This window comes from Mycoplasma sp. CSL10137, from assembly GCF_017116845.1.
In the GTDB taxonomy this organism is placed as follows: domain Bacteria; phylum Bacillota_I; class Bacilli_A; order Mycoplasmatales; family Metamycoplasmataceae; genus Mycoplasmopsis.
In genome coordinates, this window is the sequence record NZ_JAFIRE010000001.1 from 137,657 (window position 1) to 162,641 (window position 24,985).

Genomic DNA, 24,985 nt, shown 5'->3' on the forward strand with positions numbered 1-24,985 from the left:
TATAATTAAAAACAACACTTTTTTGTGTTGTTTTTAAGTAGTTTTATTTAGATTTTTTTCTTCTTTTAAAGAATACTAATAGCAATCCTAAAAATGCCATAATACTTGATATTGTAACACTTGTTACAACTATTCCTGTTGTATTTTTAGATTTTGTTTTTTTGCTATTTTCATCATTATTTGTATTTGAATCAGTATTTGTTTTGTCGTCTTTTTGATTGTCACTTGGTTTTGTAGTATTTTCATCTACTGTTGTTTCAGGCTGACTTGGAGTATTGTTATTTGTATTTGAATCAGAGTTTGTCTTGTCGTCTTTTTGATTGTCACTTGGTTTTGTAGTATTTTCATCTACTGTTGTTTCAGGCTGACTTGGTGCGTTATCACTTGTATTTGAATCAGTATTTGTTTTGTCGTCTTTTTGATTGTCACTTGGTGTTGTGGTATTTTCATCTACTGTTGTTTCAGGCTGACTTGGTGCGTTATCACTTGTATTTGAATCAATATTAGTTACTGAACTATTATCTAAAATAAAGTTTTTAGATACTTTAATTTCAGGGTTTGATTTTTTATTAATAATAACTTTACCCATAACTATTTTATTATCTTTATCAACTTTTGATAGTTCAACTTTATAATCATATTCTTCGTTAGAAGGTATGTCCAAATATTTTATGTCAAAATTATTTCAATCAACTGTATTTTTTAGTGATACTTCTGGTCTTTCTAATGAATCTTTTTCAACTTTGTTAATAGTGAAATCTTTATCGTGTCTAAGATCTTTTATTAAACCTTTAAATGAATTTTCTTTAGAACCTAAATATTCCATCGGAATAAATAAACTTGAAGCTCCATTAAATGTATGTTGTCTACCATCTTTGAATACATAATTTGTACCTACTGGTACACCACCTACTTCTTCTCCGTCAACAAATAATTTCACAATTCCAACCATTCTATTATTTGGAACTGTTATTAAACTAATTTCGTGTCACTCACCGATTGGTAATTCATAATCAAATGAATAATCGTTTAACTCTTGACTAAATCCAAATTTATTTGTATCTTTTTGTTTGGTTTTAATTGCTAATTGTCCATATGCAGTTGGAGCATAGAATAGTATTTCCTCAGGTTGATCAACTTCTTGACGTTTAATTTTGAAAGTTATTTTTGTATTAAATGGTAATTTTCCATATCCCAATTTAACTTGTGAATTACCACCTTTAAGTTCAATAGCGGTTGTAATATCTTCACCAACTAAATCTTCGCTTAATGATGTATTTTCTCCTAATTCCATTTTTACCGCTTCACCAGATTTGGATAATAATTTTTCATTATCATTTTTACCTGATAAATCAAAATTAAATAATTGTTTATCATAATCTTTTAATGTAAATTCATGACCTGGATTAATTCCGGGAGCTAAATTTAATTTATTTACTACATTGTTTGTGTAATCGTTAAAGTTTTGATCTAAGCCGTCACCAATTCCTCAAACTCTTGTTGCAAAATATGGAATCATTTCTTTTATTCTTAAGAACTCGTCATATTCTGTAAGTCCACTATGGTGAGTATCTATGACCGAGTCACCTCAAACAGCAAATGAACCACCTAGCATTTGTTTTGATCCTGCAGGTATTCTATTTCCACCAATTACATTAGCTTCGTATCCATTATAAATTCCACTAACATTGAATCTATCATTGTATGCACCTTGACGACCACTCCCGTTAGGAACTATATAAGTTGGTTGATCTAATGTATGAATTAATGAATATCCTTCTTTGTACATTTGAACAGGATCTGCTCATTGTAAACTTCAAATATTCATAATTACGTTTTCTTTTAAATCTTCATCAATTTTTTCGGTATTAGATTTAAATCATTTAAAACTTCCCCAAATACGAACTTGAACTTCTTTTTCTTTAAAGTACTTGAACATATCGTTTACGAATCTATAGTAAGCGTCATGATCAGAGAAGAATTCATCAGCACCAATATGAACATTAGTTCCAGTGGTTTTATCGAAAATTCCACCTTCATTTACGTATTCATCTAAAATATCTTTAATTAATTTTACTGCCTCTGGTTTTCTAATATCAATGTGATCAGCAAGAGATCTTCTTCCGCCACCAAATTGTGAGTACCCTTGAACTGCTAATTCTGGGTGTAATTTAGTAAATGCTATTGCGTGAGCTGGAAAATCTAATTCAGGAACGATTTCAACACCTAATAATCTACTTTGATCAATAAAGTTTTTGAATTCAGCTTTTGTATAATGATAGTCTTGGTTATGTAATGTAACACCTTCATCATTTTTATGGCTTGACTCAAGTCTTCAACCTGAATATGCTTTAAGCGCGTTGTTTGAGCCTTTTGCTTGGTCGTAGTAATCTTCTAAGAAAATTAAGTTATCTGTTAAATGAACTTGGAAATCATTCATTTTATATCATGACATTTGTTTAACGATATCTTTTAGAATATCCATAGAAACTGCTTTTCTACCTACGTCAAATGACATACCTCTTTTCTTGAATTTAGGATAATCTTTCATTTCTCCTTTAACAAGTTTTTGTTCAGGGTCGAGTTTTATCATTTGCAATAATGTACGTGTTGCTCAGTAAGCTCCTACAGCATCAGTGGCTTTAATTGTAACGTTATCATTTATATTCATTGAATATGTTTCGTTATCGAAACCACCAATTGATTTTTCTGATAAATCAAATAAAATATTTCCATTAGTTACATTTGAATCGGTCTTTAAGATTTCTAGGTCTTTTCCAAATAATTCTTTATAATCCTCTTTTAATTCATTAAATACAGCATTAATTTTATCGTTTATTTCACCTTTAAAGTATACTTTTAAATCTTCATTTAAAGTTAGTTTTTCATTACTGTCTGAATATCATTCTGAAATCTCAACTGCAACTTTTGGTTTTTGGTTCTTATCTTCAACTTGTGTATGTTTACCTGGAACTACGAAATTATATGTTTTATTAAATTCTCTATTTCCGTCTTTGTAATTTAAATCAAGAACAACAGTTTTATCAGTTAATGGTTGATAGACGTTGTATTGTTCATCGATAACTTGTTCATAATCTGCAAATAGTTTTAATTTTGAATTATCTAACCCTTCTGGTAATATTAATTTTGTTTTTTCCTCATTTAATGTAGGTTTTCAATTTTCTAATGTTGATTGTACCCGATAAAATCCAGAGTTAAAATCTATTGGTTTTTTGTATGCTTCGAACTCAATTACAGCGGCACTTCTTCAACCATCATGGTCTGATTTTGCATTTGATTGATAATTTTTAATCTTAAGTCTTAATGTTCTTGCGTTAATTACCGGTTTTGTAAAGTTTGCAGTAATTTCTTTTTTACGATCATCTAATTTGTTATTTACATCATATGAATAAACTTTATTTGATTCATTTTCAATGTTTGCGTCCATAGCTTTTGAAGATGCGTAAATTTCAAAATCAGAAATATTATCACGCTCAAATAGAATGTTAAATGATGATAATGTTTTACCTCCATCTAAATTGATGGTCAATATTCTATCTTCTGGATCAAAATTATTATTATTATTATTTACTCTTGGTGTTCCTCATCTAGATGGTTTAGTTCTATTTCCGTCTACAGCTTTATTTGCGTTTAATGTATTATTTTCTATTGCACTAGCAACCACCGCTTGATTTTTTAATCTGTTTTCTTGTATTTCGCTTGTAGCTGCGGTGTCATTTGGGTTAGTATCGCTTATAAGATCTGCTGGGTATTGTCTTTCTGAAGTCAAATCTATGAATTTTTTATATGCTTCAAAACTAAAAACAGATATATTTCTTCAATTTGTTTTATTTACAACTCCCTGTGCATCATAGTTTGTAAATTTGATTCTAATATTTTTTGCGTTTTTAACGGTTTTAGTAAAGTTTTGTATAATTTCTTTTTTTCTGTTGTCACCTTCGGCATTATATTCATATACTTTATTATCGTTATTTTCTATATTATTTGTGTCTAATGTTGAAGTGGCAAATATTTGAAATTGACGAACATTCGCACGTTCTAAAAGTAATCTAAATGAAGATATACTTTTAGCTTCAGTTAAAGAAATATCAATATATCTTACAACACCATTATCTGATTTGTTTGTAGCTCATCTTGTTTGATCGTTTGAATCAACTACTTTGTCAGGTGTATGTCCTGCTCCTTCATTATCTGGGGAGGTAGCAGTTGCGTTGTTTTTAATCAAATTAGGTTGTTGTTGATTTGTTGGTCCAAAATCATCGATAGGTCTCTTGTATAATTCAAAATTTTGTATTGAAACATTTTGTCATCCAGCCCCCGAATGGATTGTTCTTCCATCTGGGTCATATTTTAAAATTCTGATACGAATATTTTTTGCATTTTTAACTGTTTTAGTAAAATTTGTTTTAAAAACATTTTGTCTCTTATTTGCATCTACATTATAGTGATAAATTAAATTATTATCATTTTCTATATTGTTTGTGTTTTCTTCATTAGTAGCGAAAATTTTAAATTCTCTAACATTATCTCTTTCAAATAATAAATTAAATGATGAAATCGTACTTGCGTTTTTCAATTTAACATCTAAATACTGAGGATTTGATCCTCGATCTGTTGCTCATCTTGTCGAAGCTTTAGCAGCATCTATAGCGTTTTGTGCTGGATTATTGCTTTCTTGCGAAGAAGCTGTGGCAGTTGAACCATCAACGATTAGATTTTCTTGTTCTTCGTCAGTTGGACTTAAATCTTCTGCAATTGTAGAATTATTTTCGGCATATAATTTATCAACTTTAACAATTGTGTTTTTATTTTCATTTTTATTTTGATTTGAGTTTGCTAAAATTAATGATGCTGAACTAACTACTCCTGCACTCATTATTCCTAGATAAATAATTTTTTTAATATTATTTTTTAACATTTTTATTAACCTCTAATTAACTATTTTTGTATCATATTTTTCATATGGTTAAACCATATCAACATTATTTTAAAGGAAACAAAGTAACTAATCTAGTAATTGTATTTAATATTTTTAAACTTCTTTTTATAAAAAATATGATATAATATGTGAATTATGTAAAATGTGGTTTTTTAACCAATTTTATAAACTTTTATGTAAAATAATAGTATAATAAAAAATATATCAATTAATGTAACTAGTTTACATTTTTATTTTTAAAATTAATAATAAGGAGGTATTTTAAAATGGACAATAATTTAGATAATAAGAATCAAAAAGAAGTTGATCTTGATATAGACCAAAATGAAAAAGAATGTATTTTAGACGAAAATATAATTGAACAATATTCAAATGATTCACAGTCCTTGATAAATAAAATAACAGGTAATAATTTTGATCAGGATATTGCTGACGTTTTATTTTCTGGTGAACAAATAAGAAATAGATTGGTTAAGAAAAATACTATTTATAATAGAACTAAAATGTCTAATTTTGGTCTTAAATTAAATAGATTATATTCAATAATGCCGATGTGAAAATTAATCTTAATCACTGTGATTACAGCTATTTTTTTTGGTGTTATAAGTGTTTTCTTGGTTAAAAATGTAGGTATATATAATTTTGGTCTTGCCGCCGTAGGTCAATCGTTAGCAAGATTGATAGTTGTGTTTTTTAAACCCGATTCAGGAATTAGCGTAATAACAAGAAATTTAATTGAACAATTTGTATTTTGGATTGCTTATATTATTTTGAGTATTCCTATATTTATTTTTGGGTATAAAAAAATAGGTAAAGTATTCGGGCATTTAACAGTTATTTTCTTAGTTGTATCATCGATAATATCATTTTCAATAGGTATTATTCCTGGTTCAAATTTTTCATTAATAGGTGATTTTTCTAATCCAAGAATTAAAGAAGTTTTCAAAAGTATAGACGGAGGTTATAAAGAATCTCTAAGTTCTATTATTCCTCTTTTATGAAACGATGGTGGTAATATAATTGCTTTATTTATCTCAGCATCAGTATACGGATTTCTTCTTGCGTGAGTTTTTGCTATTATTCAAATAATAGGTGGTACAGCAGGGGTAACGGGTATTATAGGTGAATGATACGCTAACGAAAAACAAAAATCATTTGGATCAATTTCTGGATATATGAATATAATTATTGTAGTAATTGGTGTTTTATTAGGTTCATGATTACCTGGTTCTATATTATTAGATCAAGCTAATGCTAATTCAACTAATCCTGAATTAATTAAAGATATTACTTCAAAAGCTTGAAAATTTGAATTATACTTATCTCCTAATTTTGTTGCTACAATATTAACAAACGTTGTATATATTGCAGTTTTAAATAAATTATATCCAAAATTTAAATTGGTTAAAGTCGAGATTTATTCAATGAAAAAACATAATCAAATCGCAAATGTTATTTCTTCAGATAAGAAAATCGTTTCAGGATTAACCAAATTTAAAGCAAAAGGTGGATATAGTTCAAGCGGATATTATGTTATTACATCTATTACATTATTTAGACAAGTAAATAGAATAATAAACGATGTACGTAAAGTTGACGAAGATGCTTTTATTTCAATAACAGATGTTAGAAGTATTGATGGTTACATATATTTACCAAAAAATAAGTTCTAGATATATAAAAATGTTGAATTTAAAATGCACAACTTGTTATTGTGCATTTTTTATATTTATTTTTTACTCAATTAAACTATATATATTTGCATCTTCGTTAAATTTTATTAGATTTTCATTAATCATTTTTTCTAAAACATAATTGAAAATTCTGGAAGTTTGCAGATTTGTAGATTTATAACCGATATATTCTAATAGTTTTTTATGTAAAGAGCCGCGATCTATAAAATGTATTTGTTTTATTATCTTTAATATTATATCTTTATATTCATACACACTTATTTCATTTGATTTTCTCTTATTTTCTTCGTTATACCCGTAAAATAATATTTCATCTGTATCAGTTTCGTTTAGAACAATAAAATTATTATCAAGAGTGTCATCATAACCCTTTTCTATTCTAATAAAACCTTCGTTTTTAAATCTATTTATAACTGCATCATATACTTCTCTTATTCTTTTACTAAAAGTAGATGTATTAAATGAATATTTAAATATATTTTGCAATTGTTTTTCGTGTATTATTTTGTATTGTTTTATCAATGTTTTGTATAATAATTCTTTATTTCCGTCAAAAAGTTCATAGAGCATATTATTTATTGTATTGAAGTCAAAGTTTGGTCATATATTAAATTCTATTTCTTCAGGTTCTCTTTCTTCGACAATAAAATATTGATTTATGGTATCATAGTTTTTATCTATATTTTGACTGATGTTATTTACTTTCGAATTTTCCTCGTCAGCTCTTTCTTGTATGGTCTCACTATAATCCTCTCTTATGATATTTGGTTTATTCATAAGAGCTTCATTTATATCTTCGTTTATATTTTTATTTTGGTTTGAGTTTATTGCTGATTCGATAGCGTCTAAAAGTTTTTGAAGTTGTTGACTTTTATTTCTAAATCAATCAACACTTCAAACACGATATATATTTCATCCTCTATTTTTTAAAATTTGTTGTCTTAATTTATCTCTATCGCGTGTAGTTTTTGCTCAATTATATGATTCAGCATCTATTTCTATACCCAATAAGTAATTATTTTCATTATTTGGATCTAATACTGCCAAATCAACTTTAAAATCAGAATTACCAATGTGTTTTTTTATTTTAAAACCTTTATTAGTCAATTCGTTATATAATTCATCTTCAAATCCTGATTTATTAATATCATTTTCTAAATTGATTATTTCGTTATTAATTCCAAACTCAGCAATTTTTAAATAATCTTTAAAGAATTTTATTCCACGCGAACTAGATCTTTCTAAATCTATATCAGTTCAAGATAATGATGAGACAAGAATTACACCCTTTTTAGCTCTTGTAAAAGCAACGTTTAAACGTTTGTAACCGTTACTATGATTAATTGGCCCAAAATGCATTGAAATATTTCCTTTAATATCTTTACCGTATACACTACTAATAATTATAATATCACGTTCATCACCTTGTACCGTTTCAATATTTTTTATGAATAAGGGTTCTTTTGCTTTTCTATCAAAAAACGGCTCGTATTCCGGATGTTTATCTCTAAATTTTTCAACTAATCCTTCTATATACATTTGTTGTTTAATATTAAATGTTACTATACCTATAGATATATTTGTTCCTTTTTCCTTCATTATTTGTTCGAGGATATTAATAACCGTTTCAGCTTCAGCTTTGTTTATGCCACTATCAAAAATACCACTTACTTTTTGAAATTGAATAGCCTCAAAACGTCCCGGAATTCTACTTGCTGGAAATGTAACTAAATCATCATATATTTCATAATTTGAAGGATAAATTAGTTGATCAAATTCTGACCGATAATGTCATCTTAATTTAATGGTTGGAAGTGCTATATTTGATAGTTCTAATATGGAATCAAAACCTTTAATGGAAATATCATTTTCATCTTCATATTCTTCATGAATCTCTTCATTATCATTTAATGAATCAAAGAAACTTGTCGGTGGTAATTGTTCGTTATCACCTACAATTATAAGTTGATTAGAACGATAAATTGCACCTATAGCATTTTCTGGTCTAACTTGAGATGCCTCATCAAAAATAACTACATCAAAGTTTATTTCAGTTCCGCTTAAATATTTACTTACTGATAAAGGAGACATCATCAGACATGGTTTTAATTGTAATAATAAATTTGGTATTTTTTGAAATAATTTTCTAAAAGGCATAATTCTACGAGATTTATTAGCTTCTGCTTTTAAAATTTTTATCTCTGGATTTGAAGCACCAATACCTTCCATAGAAGGAATTTGACTCAGTAATTTTGCGTCAGTTTTTATTTTTGCTATTTTTTTAATTTCTTCGTCTATTAAAGAAAATTCTTTTTTATTTATTTCTAAAGTAGTATTTGTGAATTTGTATGAATCTTTAGTTTGGTTTAAGTGATAATCTATTAGTAATTTATATAGTCTTTTTAAAAATATTTCTTTGTAATTTTCTAATTTTTTTAATTCAAAAATTTTGTCAACGAAGTCATATAAATAATTATTTTTTAATTCAATAATATTGTTATTTAATTCAGTAATAGAACGTATATATGGTTGATCGGAAATTAATTTATCCAATTTTGATTCTAAATCTTTCTTATTTAAATTTTTAAGGTTTAGAATATCTGATTTAAACAAATTTTGTAGTGAATTAATATTTTGTATTCACTGATTATTATCCATTATCCATGTATTTAAATTTTTAATATAACCAAAATCATCGTTAACCATCATTATAAAGTTTTGAATATTAATTCTAAAATTACTATTTTTTTCTTGTTCTTTAATAAATGAAACCAAAACTAACATATCCAAAGTTTGTTTTATATTATCGGTTTTATAATCATTAATTCTATAATTTAGCTTACTTGCACATTCTTCTATTGTTTTTTTTCTATCTTTATACTCAATAATATAGTTAATATTGTCTTCAAATAATTCTAAATTTGCCTTTGATTCTTTTGAAAAACTATTTATGTCTTTAATTATTGATCTTCATTTAGAATTTAAAAATTTAAAAAATTTATTTTTGTTATCTAAATAAATATTTTTAACTTTATTAAAGTCAAATAAATTAATTTTTTCTAAATTATACAGAGTATCCAATTTACTTTTTAAAGTGTCAATTTTTGAAGATTCATCAAATATTTTTTGATATAAATCAATTTCAATATTTAAATCTTTAGTGAAAGCATTTATATCAATTTTTAACTGATATTTATTCTTAAAATCAATTATTCTTTTAAAAATATCCGTAATTAATTCAATATTAAATGCAAATTTTTCTTTATTAAAAGTAAAGTCTTTGTGTTCTTGAATTAACAAATTGTCTATATTTGAAATTTTTGAATTAACGCTATATATTAGCGATAATATTTCTTCTTTTTCTAATTCGCTATACGAATTTCATTTAAGTCCTCATCACGAATTAACGAAAGGGTTTTTATCAAAAAAATTCATTCTTTCTTCAAATTCGATCAATAAATTCGAGATTTTTTCTACTTGTTCTAGGTTTAAATTATTAAAATTATCAATTTTAAAATATACATCATCATATTTTTCTAAATTATAATAATTTGAAATCATATGATATAAGTTCATTTTAATAGGTTCTCTTTTCAAGAGAAGTTCTCTACCATAATTATTCAAAAAATTAGATGAATTACTATATTTAGTAATAATATTTTCAATTTGAGAATTAATTATATTAATATTTTTGTTACCTTTTTCAAGTGATTTGTATAGTTCGTTCAAGATTACTTTTTTGTCTAAATCTTCATTGTGAATTGGGATTGAATATGATTCTAACCCTATTTTCTTTAAGTTATTATAAACAACATCCAAAGCTGCTTTTTTCTCTGAAACAAAAAGTATCTTTTTACCTCTCGCAAGTAATTCGCTAATTATATTTGTTATTGTATGTGATTTTCCTGTTCCTGGTGGCCCTTGAAGAATAAAACTTTGACCTTGAATAGCTTTTTGAATAGCAATTTCTTGAGACGAATCGGCGTCTAAAACATGATATAACTCATTGCTTTTAAATTTTTCTTCTATATTAGTTTCATCTATTTTTTCGAATTCTATATTTTGGTCATCTCCAGAAATTGATTTTATAAAATTATTTAATACTATTTTATCTTCATTTTCTTCTAAATCCTTATGCATGTTTATTTTGCTAAAGTTAAAAACAGATAAATATAATTGATCAATAATCTCTCATCTAGGATCGTTAAACTTAGATGAAATTAGTTCTTTGAATTTTATATATTTTGAATAATTGTCCAATTCATTATCCAAAACAGAAATATCTATTTTTATTTTGTATGCAGTTTCTAATTTTTGTAAAAGTGTTTCGTTAGGTTGTAATATTGATTCATCATCGAAATTAAGTTGATAAATTCTTTTTTTATTTTTATTCTCTTCTTTTAAATTTGTTGAAATTAACATTAACGGAGCGAAATGTTCCTTATCATCTTCTAGATTTTCAAATCATTTTAAATATCCGACTGAAACAAATAATGTATTGATAGCAAATTCTTCTTGAAATGAAATGTAATTTTTATAAAGTTTTTTTAATCTATCAGTTTGTTCTTTTCCATTTACACTAGAATAAATAGATTTTTTATTATTTACATTAATATTATGTTTTAGCAATATATCTAAGTCTATTTTAGAGTCTATAGAAGTTAAATTCATTTTTTTAAGATCCAAGTTTTCGATATCTATGTTTTTGTAGTTTGCAGTTTCATTTAAAAATATTTTTAAATTTGGAGATATAAATGGTAAACCGATTTTATTTTTTTCGGAAAAAATATTAAAATTTAATGCTTTATTCCTTAAAGTTAAATCTAATAAAGAATTTTTTCAAATTTTCAAATTTTCTAGTATTTTATTGTTCATTTTTACCTTTCTTATTACAATGATAATGTTACGATAATTAAAATATATTTTAATTATATTACTTTATTTTTATCAAAAAAATGAAAACAAATAATTAGATATTAAAAATATTAATTTTATTTTCTTCAAAATTTGTTTATGCTATAATATTCAAAATTTTTAAGAGAGGTATTAAAAATGAAAAGAAAAATAGCTAAATTATTATTTATTATAGGAACACTCCCTTCGGTAGGTTTAATATCTTTTAGTTGTGCTAATAATGAGTTAAATTATGACAATAGTAAAATGAACAATCAAAAAGAATCTAAAGAAAAAACAAATAATAAAAATGTTGTAAGTCCTAAAACTACTATCCAAAAAATAAACGATAGTTTAAGAGTAGAAGAAAATATAAAAAACAAAGAATCAAAAAGTAAAAATAACGATCAAGAAAACGTCAAAAATAATTTTAAAGAATCAAACAGTAATAATGATTCTAAAAATACAACTGATATAAAAAATAAAAATCAAACAAAAGAAGAATTAGATGAAACCGACTTGTATTGACTAAGAAAAAAATACAATGATGAAATCTTAGGATTATTCAATAGTTTTAGTCATAAATATATAACAGAAACGCTAAATAACTGATGAAGAGAAAAAAATAACATTGACGAATCCAAAGAAAATGAATTTAAGGAAAAGATACAAAAATTAATAGAAAAATTTACGGTTGATTTATCGGTATCTAACCACAATTTTTCCGAAATTGAAAAAATGATGAATAACGCAATTAAAGAATTACTAAAATTATCTGATGAAATATCAAAAATAATTAAAGAGAAAGATACACAAAATAAAGAATATTTAAATCAGATTTTTGATAAAAACGAAAAATTAATTTCTATTTATAACTTAATTTATTTAAAAACTTTAAAAGAATCGTATGATTTTGCTTTTAAAGAAAGAAAAATGAATATAGATCAAAGTTATTGATCTAATAAATTAAAAGAAAATGTAGACAAAATAAATTCTGAAATAAAAAACAATGAAAGTGAAGATTGACTACAAAAGAAAACATTAGATATATTAAAATTAATGTTAAATGGACAAGTTATTGAAGAAAATAATTAAAAGTTACTTTAAAAAAGTAAACTTCGATATAAAAAATTAACATTTTACGAAATGTTAATTTTTATTTATTTTTAGATTCTTAATCTTTATACCCAAATAATTCCATTAATATATCTATTATTTGATCACTTCTTTTGTTTATGTTATCGAAATATTCTTTAGCTTCATAATTATTTATTTTAATTTTTTTATTAAGTAATTCGAATTCATCTAAATCTTTTGTATTTAATTGTGATAATGATATATTTTTATCCAATTTAAAATTATCGCCAAATAAAATTAAGTTATTTTCAGATACCTTATAAGTTTCTTTTAACTTAGAATTTTTTGTATTAAATGCCTTGATTGTTTTTTCGTTAAATAAAGCTCCATTACCTATTTTATGAATATAATTCATAATTTCTTTTTCATTATATTCTTCGTTTGGATCATCCAATTCTAAGTTAGTTTTATTGATTACTGACTCGTAACCATAATTAGTTTTAAAATCATCAAATTTATTAACAGAAGTAAATTCATTTTCGAATTTATTATAATCGTTTACGATAAATGAATTAATTCTTGCTAGTAATATTTTTCTTTCGTTATTATTAATTTTAAGATCACTTTTTTCTAAGTTATGATTATTATAAGTTTCATTTAATTTTTCTCTCAGAACTTCATTTGATCTATATTCTCCTGTTTCTGGATTAATGTACAATGATGATCTAAGTTCTGGGTGGATATTAAATAAAGCGTCTCTAAATAATTTTAATTTTGATTCAAATTCAAGATCATCAATTTGTTTTATGTCCTCCAATTGGCCTTTATCCAAGAAAACTTTACTTAATTCAATTATTTTTTTACCTAAAGATTCACCTGCAAAATTTGTGTTTTTTCATAAAAATTCAAAGCGTTCTAATTCGTAAATTAATTTACTAATTTTTGCTACATATTTTTTAATATCTTTTATTTCGTTATTAAAGAAATTAAATTTATTTAAAATGGTAAAAATTAAAGGTGTAAATACTTTTGAGTTTCCATCGTTTGTTAGATTATATATTTGATATGATAAAACAGGAAATTCAAGTAAAGTAGATTTAAAGTCATTAAATCATTTTATTTGTTCTTTAGTTAATCCGTTATTAAGAGTTTTATTCACTATACTATCTAAATTGTTTAAATGTCCAGTTCTTGCAAATTCAAAATAAACTATTTTCTTGAAAAAAATGAAGTAAAATTCCTCGTATTTATCATCTTCTATAGTTGCGTTAATTTTAGATGTTAATTCTTCAAACTTATTATATATAATTGAGTTTTTTGAAATGCTAAATTTATCTTCTATAACTCTTTTTTCTGCAAATCAATTGTTTGAAACATAAATCGAATTATAAAATAATTCTAAAAGATTCATGTCTGCATCTTTAGTTTCTTTTTGATTTTTTCTAAAATATTTATCAAATATGTTTTTGTTAAGATTGACTATTGTTTCAATACTTAAATTTTTATTTTGCAAGTTATAGTTATCAAAATAAGTAATTAAACTACTTTTAACTAGGTCTAAAACACTTAATTCTTTACTATGCAAGTTAATATTTTTGAAAATATTAATTTTTTCTGTTGGGTTATCATAAATTTCGGTAAAAATAGTTGTAGTAAATTTGACATTTTTAAGTGTGAAAATTACAAATTCCGAAAATCTTTTTAAACCATTTAGGTCTAATTTATAAAAATATGAACTAATAACTTTAGATAACTCTATTGCGTTGTTTATATAATTATTATCACCTCTTGTATTGAAATCTCCTAAAATACTATGAATTGTATTAAAGTTTTCTGAATCACCTGTTTCAAGGTTTGATTTTAATTCATCAATACGTCTTTTATAAACTACATCATAGTAGAAATCTCTAAAAAGTAATAAATTTTGATAATCTTCGTTATCCAAAATGTATTCTTCTTCTCTAAATGCATCTAAAAATACTAAAGATAATTTTAATAAAACAGTTAATAAAATTATAAATGTCATCAATCTTTGTTGTCCGTCCAATATTTCTACATTAGTACGTGAAAAAGACAAAATAATATTATTAAAGAATGCATATTGTTCTTTATTTGTCTTATTTTTATTTTGTAAACTTGAATAAATATTTTCAATTAATTCTTCTACCAAATATCCATTTCACATGTAAACTCTTTGAAATGAAGGTACATAGAATTTTGTTCCATCATTTAAAATCTCACCTAAACTAAATAAGTGTGCAAAAATAGGTTTTCCGTCTTTATAAAGTTGTTCTCTAGCATTTTTTTCGATTAAATTAGATAACGCATTTTTTTCAATATCTAACTCTTTCATTAAACGATAAGTTTCGCTCCAAGATTTAAAATCTTCTACTTTTTTCTTAACTCATGAATAATCTTTTACTTCGTAATTTTCGTAAAAGGAAGATAGATTATCGTTTAATAAAATTAATATATCATCATATTGCTTGAAATATTCGTTATAAAAGTACTCAAAATAATTTATATTTTTAGCTTTTAGTTTTAAAAAGTCAATAAAATTGGATTCTTTTGAATCAAATTTAACATAAATATTAGTTAACATTCTAACTACTTGAATGTCTTCATTTGAACTAAATAAAGCTTTTTCTTCAAGAATAGCATTATCTATTACGTCAAATAAATATGGTTTGGAATAAGTTTTTATGTAAAACTTAATATATTCCTTAAATCCTTCAATCAAATTTTCTTTACTTTGAATTATTTTACTAAAATGAGTGTTGAATTTATAAGAATCATCTTTATATAAATCAATAATTTTTAATCCTAATAAAACATTTACTATTTGATTATATGTGCTTATTGATAAATTCTCTTTATAAAGAGCGAGTTTTTTTGCATCACTTTCTTTATCGATTATATTTAGAGAATAAATATTATTTGCATTTTCATCATCTCCATATATTTTTTTTAAATTAGTTATTTTCACCAAAAAATTATTGTTAAAATATTTTTTAACATCATTATTTTTTAAAAAGTCAAAATAATTATCTATGTCGGTTCCTATTGATCAAAGCTCAACACCCTGATTTTTAATTATGTTTTGAGCTTCTTTAGTCATTTTTTTCATAGTTTAAGTCCTCTATTTCCTTAATTGTTTCAAATATATTTTTTATTGCTTGTACAACTATAGAATTACCAGCTTGTCGATATAGCGATTCTTTAGTTAAAATATTCTTTTTTATTAAATTTTTTAAACTATCAAAATCCTTATCTTCAAACCCCATCAACATATAAGCTTCTTTAGTTGAAATAAATCTATAAGGTAGTTTGTTGTTTTTGTTATTCTTATATTCAATAATACCTACATTTGGTATTCTATCTTGTTTTGTCGTTACAGTATCAATTACAAAATTTGTAGAGTTATTTAAAACCTTCTTTTTATTAATTTGTAATTGAATCATTCTTTCACGTGATGGAGTATTATTGATTATAAAATCATCGTTTTTTTCGTTAGATTCAAAATCAAAAATTTTATTAAAATATTTTTCTCTATTTTTTATGTTTAATTTTTTCTTTTCCATTTTTTTATCTAAATATTTCTTAAATTCCTGATCATTTTTAAAAGGGCTTTTTAAGTTATCTAAAATTGAAATTGCAAAAACACGTTCTCTCTTTTGAATTGAACCAGAATCCAATGCATTTATAACAGTGGTGAAAGTTTTATATCCTAATTTTTTTAAAACTTTTTTTCAATCTTCATATTCTTTTATGAATTTTTGAGATAATAAATTTTTTACATTTTCCATAACCAAATATTTTGGTTTTTCTTTTGATTCATTTAAAATTCTATAAATTTCTCATACTAAATTAGAAGTTGATTCAACATTGTTTATTCCTTTAGCTTTACCCATACTTGCGACTGATAACCCTTGACAAGGAAAAGAATATGTTATTAAATCGATTTTTTCTTCTTCTAATATATTCGGATCTAATTTAGTAATATCAACTTGATTGTTGGTCAATAATATTGATGCTGCTAAATATTGTTTAAATTCGTAGTCTTTTTGAGTTATTTTGGAAGGTTTTTTAGAATCTAAAGAAATGGTATATTTGTTTAAAAAGAAATTTATTTGCTCTTCCGTATTTAAATTGTGTTGTTGTAAGATTTTTAAATATTTCCCTTCTAAATTATGATGCATTTGAGCATAACTTATATTAGCTCTAGCATCTCAATCGGCAATTGCTTTGATTTCAAATATCTTTTTGTTGTACTTTTTGTTCAATTGATTCATTGCCTTATTTTGTGCGCCAATACCTGAAAATGTTTCTAATACTTTAATTCGTTTTTTTTGCATTAAAAAATAACCACATTTATCATAAATATGGTTTTATTATTTTTTTAAAAGTATTAGAAATTTGTTTAGTCTGATATATATATATATATATAAGTTGGCATTTATATCTATTAATTCTTTATTCATAACATTTTCCTATATTTATTATACACATAAATTAAATTTGCAAATAAAAATGCTAAAATTAAGAATTTATATTATTTTTATTTTTCCTTCTTAAAAAATAATATGTAGGTATAAAAATACTTAAAAGAGCTATTATTGAACTAGATATTATTGTAAAAATACCTAATTTTGTTTTAACAAAACTTTTAGTTTTTTTGTTTTCGTTAAATCTGTTTTGAGAAACTTTTTGTTGTTTGTTTTGACTTTTATCAGTTTTAGAATTTATTTTTTTATCTTTTTCTTTGTGAATGTCAGATTTTTTATTTTCAATCGAATTGTTTGAATTGTTATTTTTAGAACTACTGTTAGAATTTTGAGTATCAACCTGTTTTTCTTTAGTAATTGAGGCTAAATTATCTTTATTTTCTTGTTTCTTTTTGTTATTTTCTTGGACAATCGTTTCAGGTTTATAATTTTGTTCATTTTTTGGTTTTTGGCTTTCAATTTTGTCTTGAATTAAATCACTACGGATTAAAGTTAGGCTAGTTTGATTAATTTTGTAGTATTTTTCTTTATCTCCGTTATATATAACATCAATAACGTTATTGTCATCACTTAATTTTGATGGATTTAAAATTGTTCATCCCTTCTTTAATTTAATTTCGTTAGTATTATTGATGTTTTTACCTATTGTAATTGAATTGGAGGAGTTATATTTATGTTCCAAACCTCTTCTTATTGTTAAGAATGCATAATTAACACCAGAATAATCACCTATACCAATAATTTTAACCTTATTATATCCGCAATTTGCTATATCATAGTAAAATCCACCTTCTTTATCCAAAACCTCTTGGTATTCAAGTTTATAATCTTGATTTAAAACTAATGTTTTGCCATTATATTTAACATTTATAAAATCATCACCGTGTTCTTGATCTAAATGATAGTCATATTTGTTCAAACTAATTTCAGCATATTTAAGATCTTTGTTTGTGCTGTTAGATGAATTATTTATATATTCTGAATTAGTGAATACCTTAATACGAGCAGTTGCTCCATTATAAGCTTTTTGACTAGATTTTCATTCTCCGTTTTGATTAATGAAACTAAAATCGTTCTGTGTATTTAATTCATCAGAAAATTTTAGTTTAGCATATTCGTTTTCATTATTTATTTTAACAACCACAGTAAATCATTCACCTTGCTCAATCTCGATAGGATTATCTAAATCAATAGTTCTTAAACCATCATTGTGAAAATATTTTTTTTGAGAATGAACTAACTCGCCTAATTTTAAATTTCTAGGATTAGGATTCTCGGTTTTTCTATATATTTTAATTTCTATTTCACTATCTAAACCCTCAAAACCAACATTTATCGCCTTCAATTGTTCTTTATGATTTTTATCGCCCTTTTTTGCTTGGAACGTTACGGCCGCTTCTTTAAAAAGATCGCCATAAATATCTTTAAAGGAACCATCATAGTAATAATTGTTTTCATAAGTCGATTTATTTGTGTAGTCTAAAGTAAATAACTCGGAAATATTAGAATCATACGATAAATAAAAATATCCATTTTCTCCAGAGTTTGTGCCCCATGAATTTTTAACTATTCAAGCACCATCTTGACTTGTGTCAGAACTAAATTGTTCTTTTGAAATAGTATCATCTCAACCTATTATAGTTGCCGCATGAGTTATATGAGTAAAATTTTTATATTTATTAGCCTCTTGATTATAAAAGTTATATCCTTTATTGCTTAGTAGATCAACCGCGGAAAAAGAAAATGAAACCGCACCATAGTTTTTAACGGCAAACTTAATTTCATTTATGCTTTTTTCCTTAGATATAGTATTTTTATCTGGGATTTTTATAAAATCTTTAAGTATGAAATTGGTGCTATTACCAATTTTTTCTCATTCATAATCATTTTCGTTTCTCAATTTATTTCATTGTAGAAGAGAATAACCTGCATATATAGGTGATGAACCGCTTTTTTCCCAAAATAAAGATGAATTATTATCAAAATCAGTATTATGAAGCAAATCTTCTCCTATACCTCTATTTAGAGTTTTATATGCCAAGTTTTTTTCTGATAAATCAAGAGTATCAGGCGAAACAAACAATCCTTTTTTGAGAATATTTATTTCGCTCACCGCTATTGTTGAGTATGCTCAACATAAATTGGAAAGGCCTTGATGCCTAACGGGTGTAATATAACCTTCGTCTCTACCATCATATTTTACTGGCAAAATATTTTCGTTATTGTTTGTTGTAGTAACTATTGAAGTGCTAGAAATCAAAATGTTAGTAGCCATTAAAATGCAACTAAAAAAATGTCTTTTTTTCATATTTTCCCTCTTATTCAATTTTTGTGATAAGTATATCACAAAGAAAAATTTTTTTCATTTGTGATATATTAGATATTTTTTAAAATTTAGTGTTATTAATAACCGCTAAAAAATTATTTTTTAACTATGTTTAAAGATATAAAAATAAAAGTAGTAAAATAAAAATATCAATTCGAAAGGCAAAAATGAAAAAAATAAAATTTTTAACAATAATTCCCTTAACTTCATCAATAATGTTTCCTGTTATTGCTTGTTCAACAAATAATAAATATAGTAAACCAACCAAAACTAACACTAATGATGAAAATATATCTAAACAAAATAAAAAAGATAATGTTGATAAAGGCAATGATTCTAATGAGTTAAACAAAATTAGTAACGCTAATGATATTGATGAAGAAAAGAAAGAATCATCTAAAAAAGAGAAATCTTTAGTTGAAAAAGATAGTAAAGATAATACTAACAATGTCGAAAATGATGAAATAACTGAAGATATTAATAAAGATTCAAGTAATAAAGATACAACCATCGATGAATCAACACTTAATAAAGAAGAAAATATCGAAGATAACAATGTAAACTATAAGTTTTTAAAAGAAGATCAATTAGAATCTCAATTCACAACAAATAGTGCTATTTATCGTTTAAAAATCGAGAATTATCAAGTCATTTATAAAAATAATTCGAAAATACTCGCAAAACTAAAAAATAGTAATTTTGTTTTAGGTAATATCGCAAAGAAAAATGATAATATTTTGGAAGTTACTTTTCAATTTAATGATTTAGTCGAAAATACTGAATATCAAATTGACGAAATTAAAATAGAAAATGAAGAAAACATTAATAATTTAAATATTAAAAAATATAATTTTACTTTTAGAACAAAAAACATTATTCCAAATGAAATAAATGATGAAGAAATTGAGAGTGAAAAAGTTGATAGCACTAAAAGCCCTCATTTATCAAATAAAAATGATTCAGATAGAGTTACATACAGAAGTTTGCAACCTGCAAACGAATTTAGCATCAATGACCAAGGTATAAAAAATATTATCGAGTTGACGAAAGAATCTTTACAAACTAACGAATCGTACAAAAAATATTTTAGTGAGTTAAATAAAAGATATAATGATTCAATTCAAAAAGTAGATGATAAAATACATTATGAATCTGAACTTAATTTTAGCGAAATAGAATATTCCGAAAGTAATACAAAATTTATTTTAAACAAGGAATCTAATTTAAATTTAAATAATCCGAGACTTTTGATAAAAAGTTGAAATCAAAGTCAAAATTGATCAAAATGAGTGGACGCAACTTTAGAACAAGGTGACAAACTAGTAATTAATAATTCTGATTTAGATAAAAAAATCTCTAAATATGTAGTTACTATGATTGAATCAAATAATAAAAATTATTTAATAGCTCTAAACGGAAAAAATATAATCACTAGTACACCTGTTAGAAATTTAGAAATTAACAATTTTAGCCTTTACAAAGATGAAAATAATAAAAATATTTTTGGTTCAATATCTCTAAATTGAAACGAAGAACAATTGATATATTTAAAAGATAAAATTTTTGTTTTAACTTTTGAAGCAAAGCAAAAGATATATCAAGAAAAATCACATACAACACCAAGTTTATTTGGGCCCGGGGAAAAAGTAATAGAAAATGAAGATGAAAAATTCGATGACAAAAATAGAGTTCAAAAAATTAAAAGAATTTATGTTCCTTTTGATAAATTATGAAAATTTAATTTAAATGGTCTGCAAGAACAAATACAATATAAACTAAGTTCGTTGGATATAGTTTCAAATGATGAGTATATAAATGTAGTTGAGAAAATAAACTATAATACAAATTCATATTTTAACTTTAATTTCAATTGAAATAATGACCAAAAGTTGAGTGATCAACTATATAATTTTGATGTACCCGAAAGTACCGATGTTAATTTTACGAATTTAAATTTAAATAAAAAAGAATTATTTGAAAATAATCAATCTAACAAAAATAAATTGCCTTTTTCTATCAATAATTTATCTACTCTAATAAACTATAATTACGAAGTTCATAATTTAAAAACTTTATATAAAAATAGACAAAAACCATTAGGTGAAGAGTTTATAGATTACAAAATTATTAAAAATAATGTCGAACAATCCTTACATTGGTTTAAGACAAGAGATTATTTAGCTAAGCAACCTTTTAAAATTAATACATCTAAAGATTTAGCAATAATAACTAAAGATTTAAATTCCATAGTAAATTTAAATCAAATACCAAGCGAAGATATTATTTTTTGAATAACATTTGAATTTAATCCTAACCCTCAAAATGCTCTACATTGGAGCGAATTTAACGATGTTAATTCAAGAGTAACTATACCTGTGTCTTATAAAAATATATTAAACGATAAAGTGATTAATGATGTTGATTTTATGTATAATTTAAGTTCAGAAAATAATAATTTTCAATCTAATATAGCTTCTAAAATAAGATCATTAGTTAGTTTTAATTTAGAGTTATCAAATAATAACACACTAAAATTAAAAATAAAAGCAAGAAATAACGACGTAACTTTAAATAATACAACTTGAGAACATAATTCATCATCCGGTCGTTCTATTTATTTAAATACAGCTGATTTATTTGTTTATTGGATACAACCAAAAACAAATCAAACAAAAAACTTGAGTTTTAAAGAAAACCAAAAGTTAGATGAATTATCAATACAGACTAGTGCTACTGCTTATAATGATACTTACGAACTAAAAGAAAGTACTTTAAAACGTCAAGAAACAAATCCGGATGGAACAATTTCTCTTAGGGATATAGAAAATCATTTAGAAGAAACTCCAAAACCTGAAGAAATATCTAAACGTTTATTTAAAGAAGATAATTCCAAAGGTATACAAGAAGGTAGAAATAGAGCTTACTCTCTTTCTAATAAATCAGACGGTACATGGAATATTTTTGCCAAAGTAAACGAAGATCCAAATGACTATCGTTTTTGAACTTTTTCAAATTATCATGTTTGAGTAACATTAAAATCAGAAAATGCAAATATGGCTACAGTATCTAAAAATAAAAGTGGTAATGAAGTTCTATCAATTGCAAAGGGTGAAATTTTGGCACCTACATTAATATCAAAAAATACCACAAATCAAAATCAACCGGTTTATTACAAGCCAAAAAATATCGAAAATATAAACGTTGATGGTAATTTATATAATTTTGATTTTACTGATGAAAATCAAGCTATTAAATATGAAATGATCATCGATTTTACCAATAACAATAAAAATGTATTTGATAAATTTAAAGATAACATGGGTATTGAACAAGTTAGAACACCCGAAAAAGAACAATATAAAAATTACAACGACACTTCATACATGGAACAAGAAAAAAATCGCGCCGATTTACTAATTGCAATTGTAGATTTTAAACCTATTTTTGAAAAATTTGAAGGAAAAGACTTATCGCAACCAATCAACGATAAAACTTTAACCGAACAAGAAAAAAATGCAATAAATCATATTTTAAATTTCAAAAATTTAAAACCACTTAAAATTTCCAAATTATCAAGATACATAAATTCATTTACAAATTTAAACGCATATATTAGTTCTATACCAAAAGTTCCTACAAAAAATCCTTATGGTAACGTAGAAGCATCTAGATATAGAGAATATTTATACGGTGTTAATTCTGTTAAAGTGCATTTGAGCTCTCCGACAAATGTTTCTAAATCATTTAATGGTGCGGTTTATTCTGAAGTTGAATATTTTGACTTGTATAGTGGTTCTTCCGGTTCTGCAGTATATGATTACAATGGAGATTTATTAGGTCTAGTAAAACAAGGTACTGCTAATAAAATAAATAATTTTATTTTTGTTGATACTCAAAAATATTCTTATTTTGGAAATGATGACACCATCTATAATCCAGGTACTTTCCGCTCAATAAATAAAAAATTATCATATCTATATCCGACAAAGTACAAAAATATTTTCGAAGATAATAGTGAAGATAATAATTAATAAAATACAAAAATAGTTATCAATTAGGCTATTTTTGTATTTTTTATTAAAAAATTATTTTTAACCTATAAAAGGTATAAAATATAAAATCAAAGGAAGTTCTAATGAATAATAATATAAATTATCTACAAACTAGTTTTGTTGATAAATTAAAACCACATAAAGACTTGTTAAATGATAAGGACATAAGTTTTAATAAATTAAAATATACTTTCGCAATGTTTTTATCAATTTTAGCAACAATAACTTTTCGATTTAACTCTTCAATTTTTATTGCTGCAAATATACATAACGACTGATTCGTATCATTATTTTATTTGATGATACAATTACCTTCAGTTATTGTATATTTTTTAGGACCCAATCTAGCTAAAAAATTTAGTCCTAAACAATTGATTTTTATAGCAGATTTTGGTTCGATATTATTTTTATTAATATTATTGATATCTAATATTTTTATAAATAATATAACCATATTACTAATAGGTATTTTTGTTGTAAATACAGTTTATGCATTTTCAGACGGGGTAAGACTTATTGCTACAAAAAATATTGTTTATTATTCAAGTGTAGATAGCAATACATTACATTCTTTTAATATACTCAACATATTAGCGTACGGATCAGCAACATTTTTCTCACCAATTTTAGGTTTTCTAATTGAAAAATATGTAGAGTTCAAGTATATAATGATTTTTAATTTAGTAGCATTCATTTTATCTGATTTGATTTATTTATTAATACAACAAAAAAAGATAGCAACTGAATTTATAAAACGAAACTCTATGAAACAATCAGAAAAAGTAAATAATACTCATGTTTGAATTTTTGCAATTAGTTCAATGATGATAATTCAATTATTTTTATATCCAAGACAGGCGGGTATTATTCAATTTTTAAAAGAAATTAAAGATTTTGAAATTGAAAAATACGGATATTTATATAGATTTATATTATATAGTTCAGGTTTAATAAGCACTGTATTACTCTTAATTTTGTCTAAACTTAAATATAAAATTAAGAGTAATAAAATATTCCACTTGTTAATGTGAATTATCTTTATTATGCATTTTATTTTTATGTTTATCTTATTTTTCTCAAAAAATAACACACTATTATTGGTAGGTTTTTTTAGTTTAAGTGGTTTTCAAAACTTTTTTAATTCTTATACAGAACCTACATCAAATAATATAATTTATCAAAATTTTGATAAAAAAGATTACAATAAGCAAAATGCATATGCATTATCAATTAGAATCATAGTTTACTCTTTGATAATTGTACTATTAACCGTTTTTTACAGATTTTTAAACTTTAGAATTAGTTTCAGTGTTTTTACGGTTATTTTATTTATTAATGTATGTTTAATTTCATATAGTAAATACAAGATAGATAAAAAATAAAGTATTTCTAAGCAAATACTTTTTTATACTAATTTATTTTTTTATAAAAATTAGTTTATATGGTAAAATATGCGTATTTTTGATATAATTATAAAA

Annotated in this window: 9 protein-coding genes; 4 read left to right on the plus strand and 5 right to left on the minus strand. The window is 24.2% G+C overall.

Going from position 1 to position 24,985, the window contains the following annotated elements; translation table 4 throughout:
- Positions 1–43: 43 nt before the first annotated feature.
- On the minus strand, positions 44–4,939 hold the full coding sequence (locus JXZ92_RS04055) for a family 20 glycosylhydrolase (protein WP_205851793.1): 4,896 nt from the start codon (positions 4,937–4,939) through the stop codon (positions 44–46).
- Between the two features lie 287 nt (positions 4,940–5,226).
- On the opposite strand from JXZ92_RS04055, the gene JXZ92_RS04060 reads away from it, so the two are divergent.
- Positions 5,227–6,633, plus strand: coding sequence for a DUF2179 domain-containing protein (locus JXZ92_RS04060; protein WP_205851794.1), 1,407 nt, complete (start codon positions 5,227–5,229; stop codon positions 6,631–6,633).
- Positions 6,634–6,696: 63 nt separating this feature from the next.
- Here JXZ92_RS04060 and JXZ92_RS04065 read toward each other — a convergent pair whose 3' ends face one another.
- Complete coding sequence (locus JXZ92_RS04065; RefSeq protein WP_205851795.1) at positions 6,697–11,529, minus strand: DUF4011 domain-containing protein; 4,833 nt, start codon at positions 11,527–11,529, stop codon at positions 6,697–6,699.
- 177 nt (positions 11,530–11,706) lie between these two features.
- Between JXZ92_RS04065 and JXZ92_RS00435 the strand changes: the two genes are divergently transcribed.
- The gene (locus JXZ92_RS00435; RefSeq protein WP_205851796.1) at positions 11,707–12,642 is read left to right on the plus strand and encodes a hypothetical protein; all 936 of its coding nucleotides are present in this window, start codon (positions 11,707–11,709) and stop codon (positions 12,640–12,642) included.
- Between the two features lie 79 nt (positions 12,643–12,721).
- On the opposite strand, the gene JXZ92_RS04070 is transcribed toward JXZ92_RS00435, so the two are convergent.
- From JXZ92_RS04070 to JXZ92_RS00450, 3 genes are all read right to left on the minus strand, one after another.
- Positions 12,722–15,751, minus strand: a complete 3,030-nt coding sequence (locus JXZ92_RS04070) for a DUF262 domain-containing protein (protein WP_205851797.1) — start codon at positions 15,749–15,751, stop codon at positions 12,722–12,724.
- A complete protein-coding gene (locus tag JXZ92_RS00445) occupies positions 15,735–16,979 on the minus strand; it encodes a DNA cytosine methyltransferase (RefSeq protein ID WP_205851798.1) in 1,245 nt (414 codons plus the stop codon). Before JXZ92_RS00445 ends, JXZ92_RS04070 begins: the two co-directional genes overlap by 17 nt.
- A gap of 184 nt (positions 16,980–17,163) precedes the next feature.
- Positions 17,164–19,437 (minus strand): C1 family peptidase, encoded by a 2,274-nt coding sequence (locus JXZ92_RS00450; protein ID WP_205851799.1) that lies wholly within the window; start codon positions 19,435–19,437, stop codon positions 17,164–17,166.
- A gap of 185 nt (positions 19,438–19,622) precedes the next feature.
- Here JXZ92_RS00450 and JXZ92_RS00455 point away from each other — a divergent pair, with 185 nt between their 5' ends.
- Both JXZ92_RS00455 and JXZ92_RS00460 read left to right on the plus strand, forming a co-directional pair.
- Positions 19,623–23,486, plus strand: a complete 3,864-nt coding sequence (locus JXZ92_RS00455) for a hypothetical protein (protein WP_205851800.1) — start codon at positions 19,623–19,625, stop codon at positions 23,484–23,486.
- 104 nt (positions 23,487–23,590) lie between these two features.
- Positions 23,591–24,889: a hypothetical protein gene (locus tag JXZ92_RS00460; protein ID WP_205851801.1), complete on the plus strand. Its 1,299-nt coding sequence runs from the start codon at positions 23,591–23,593 to the stop codon at positions 24,887–24,889.
- Positions 24,890–24,985: the final 96 nt, after the last annotated feature.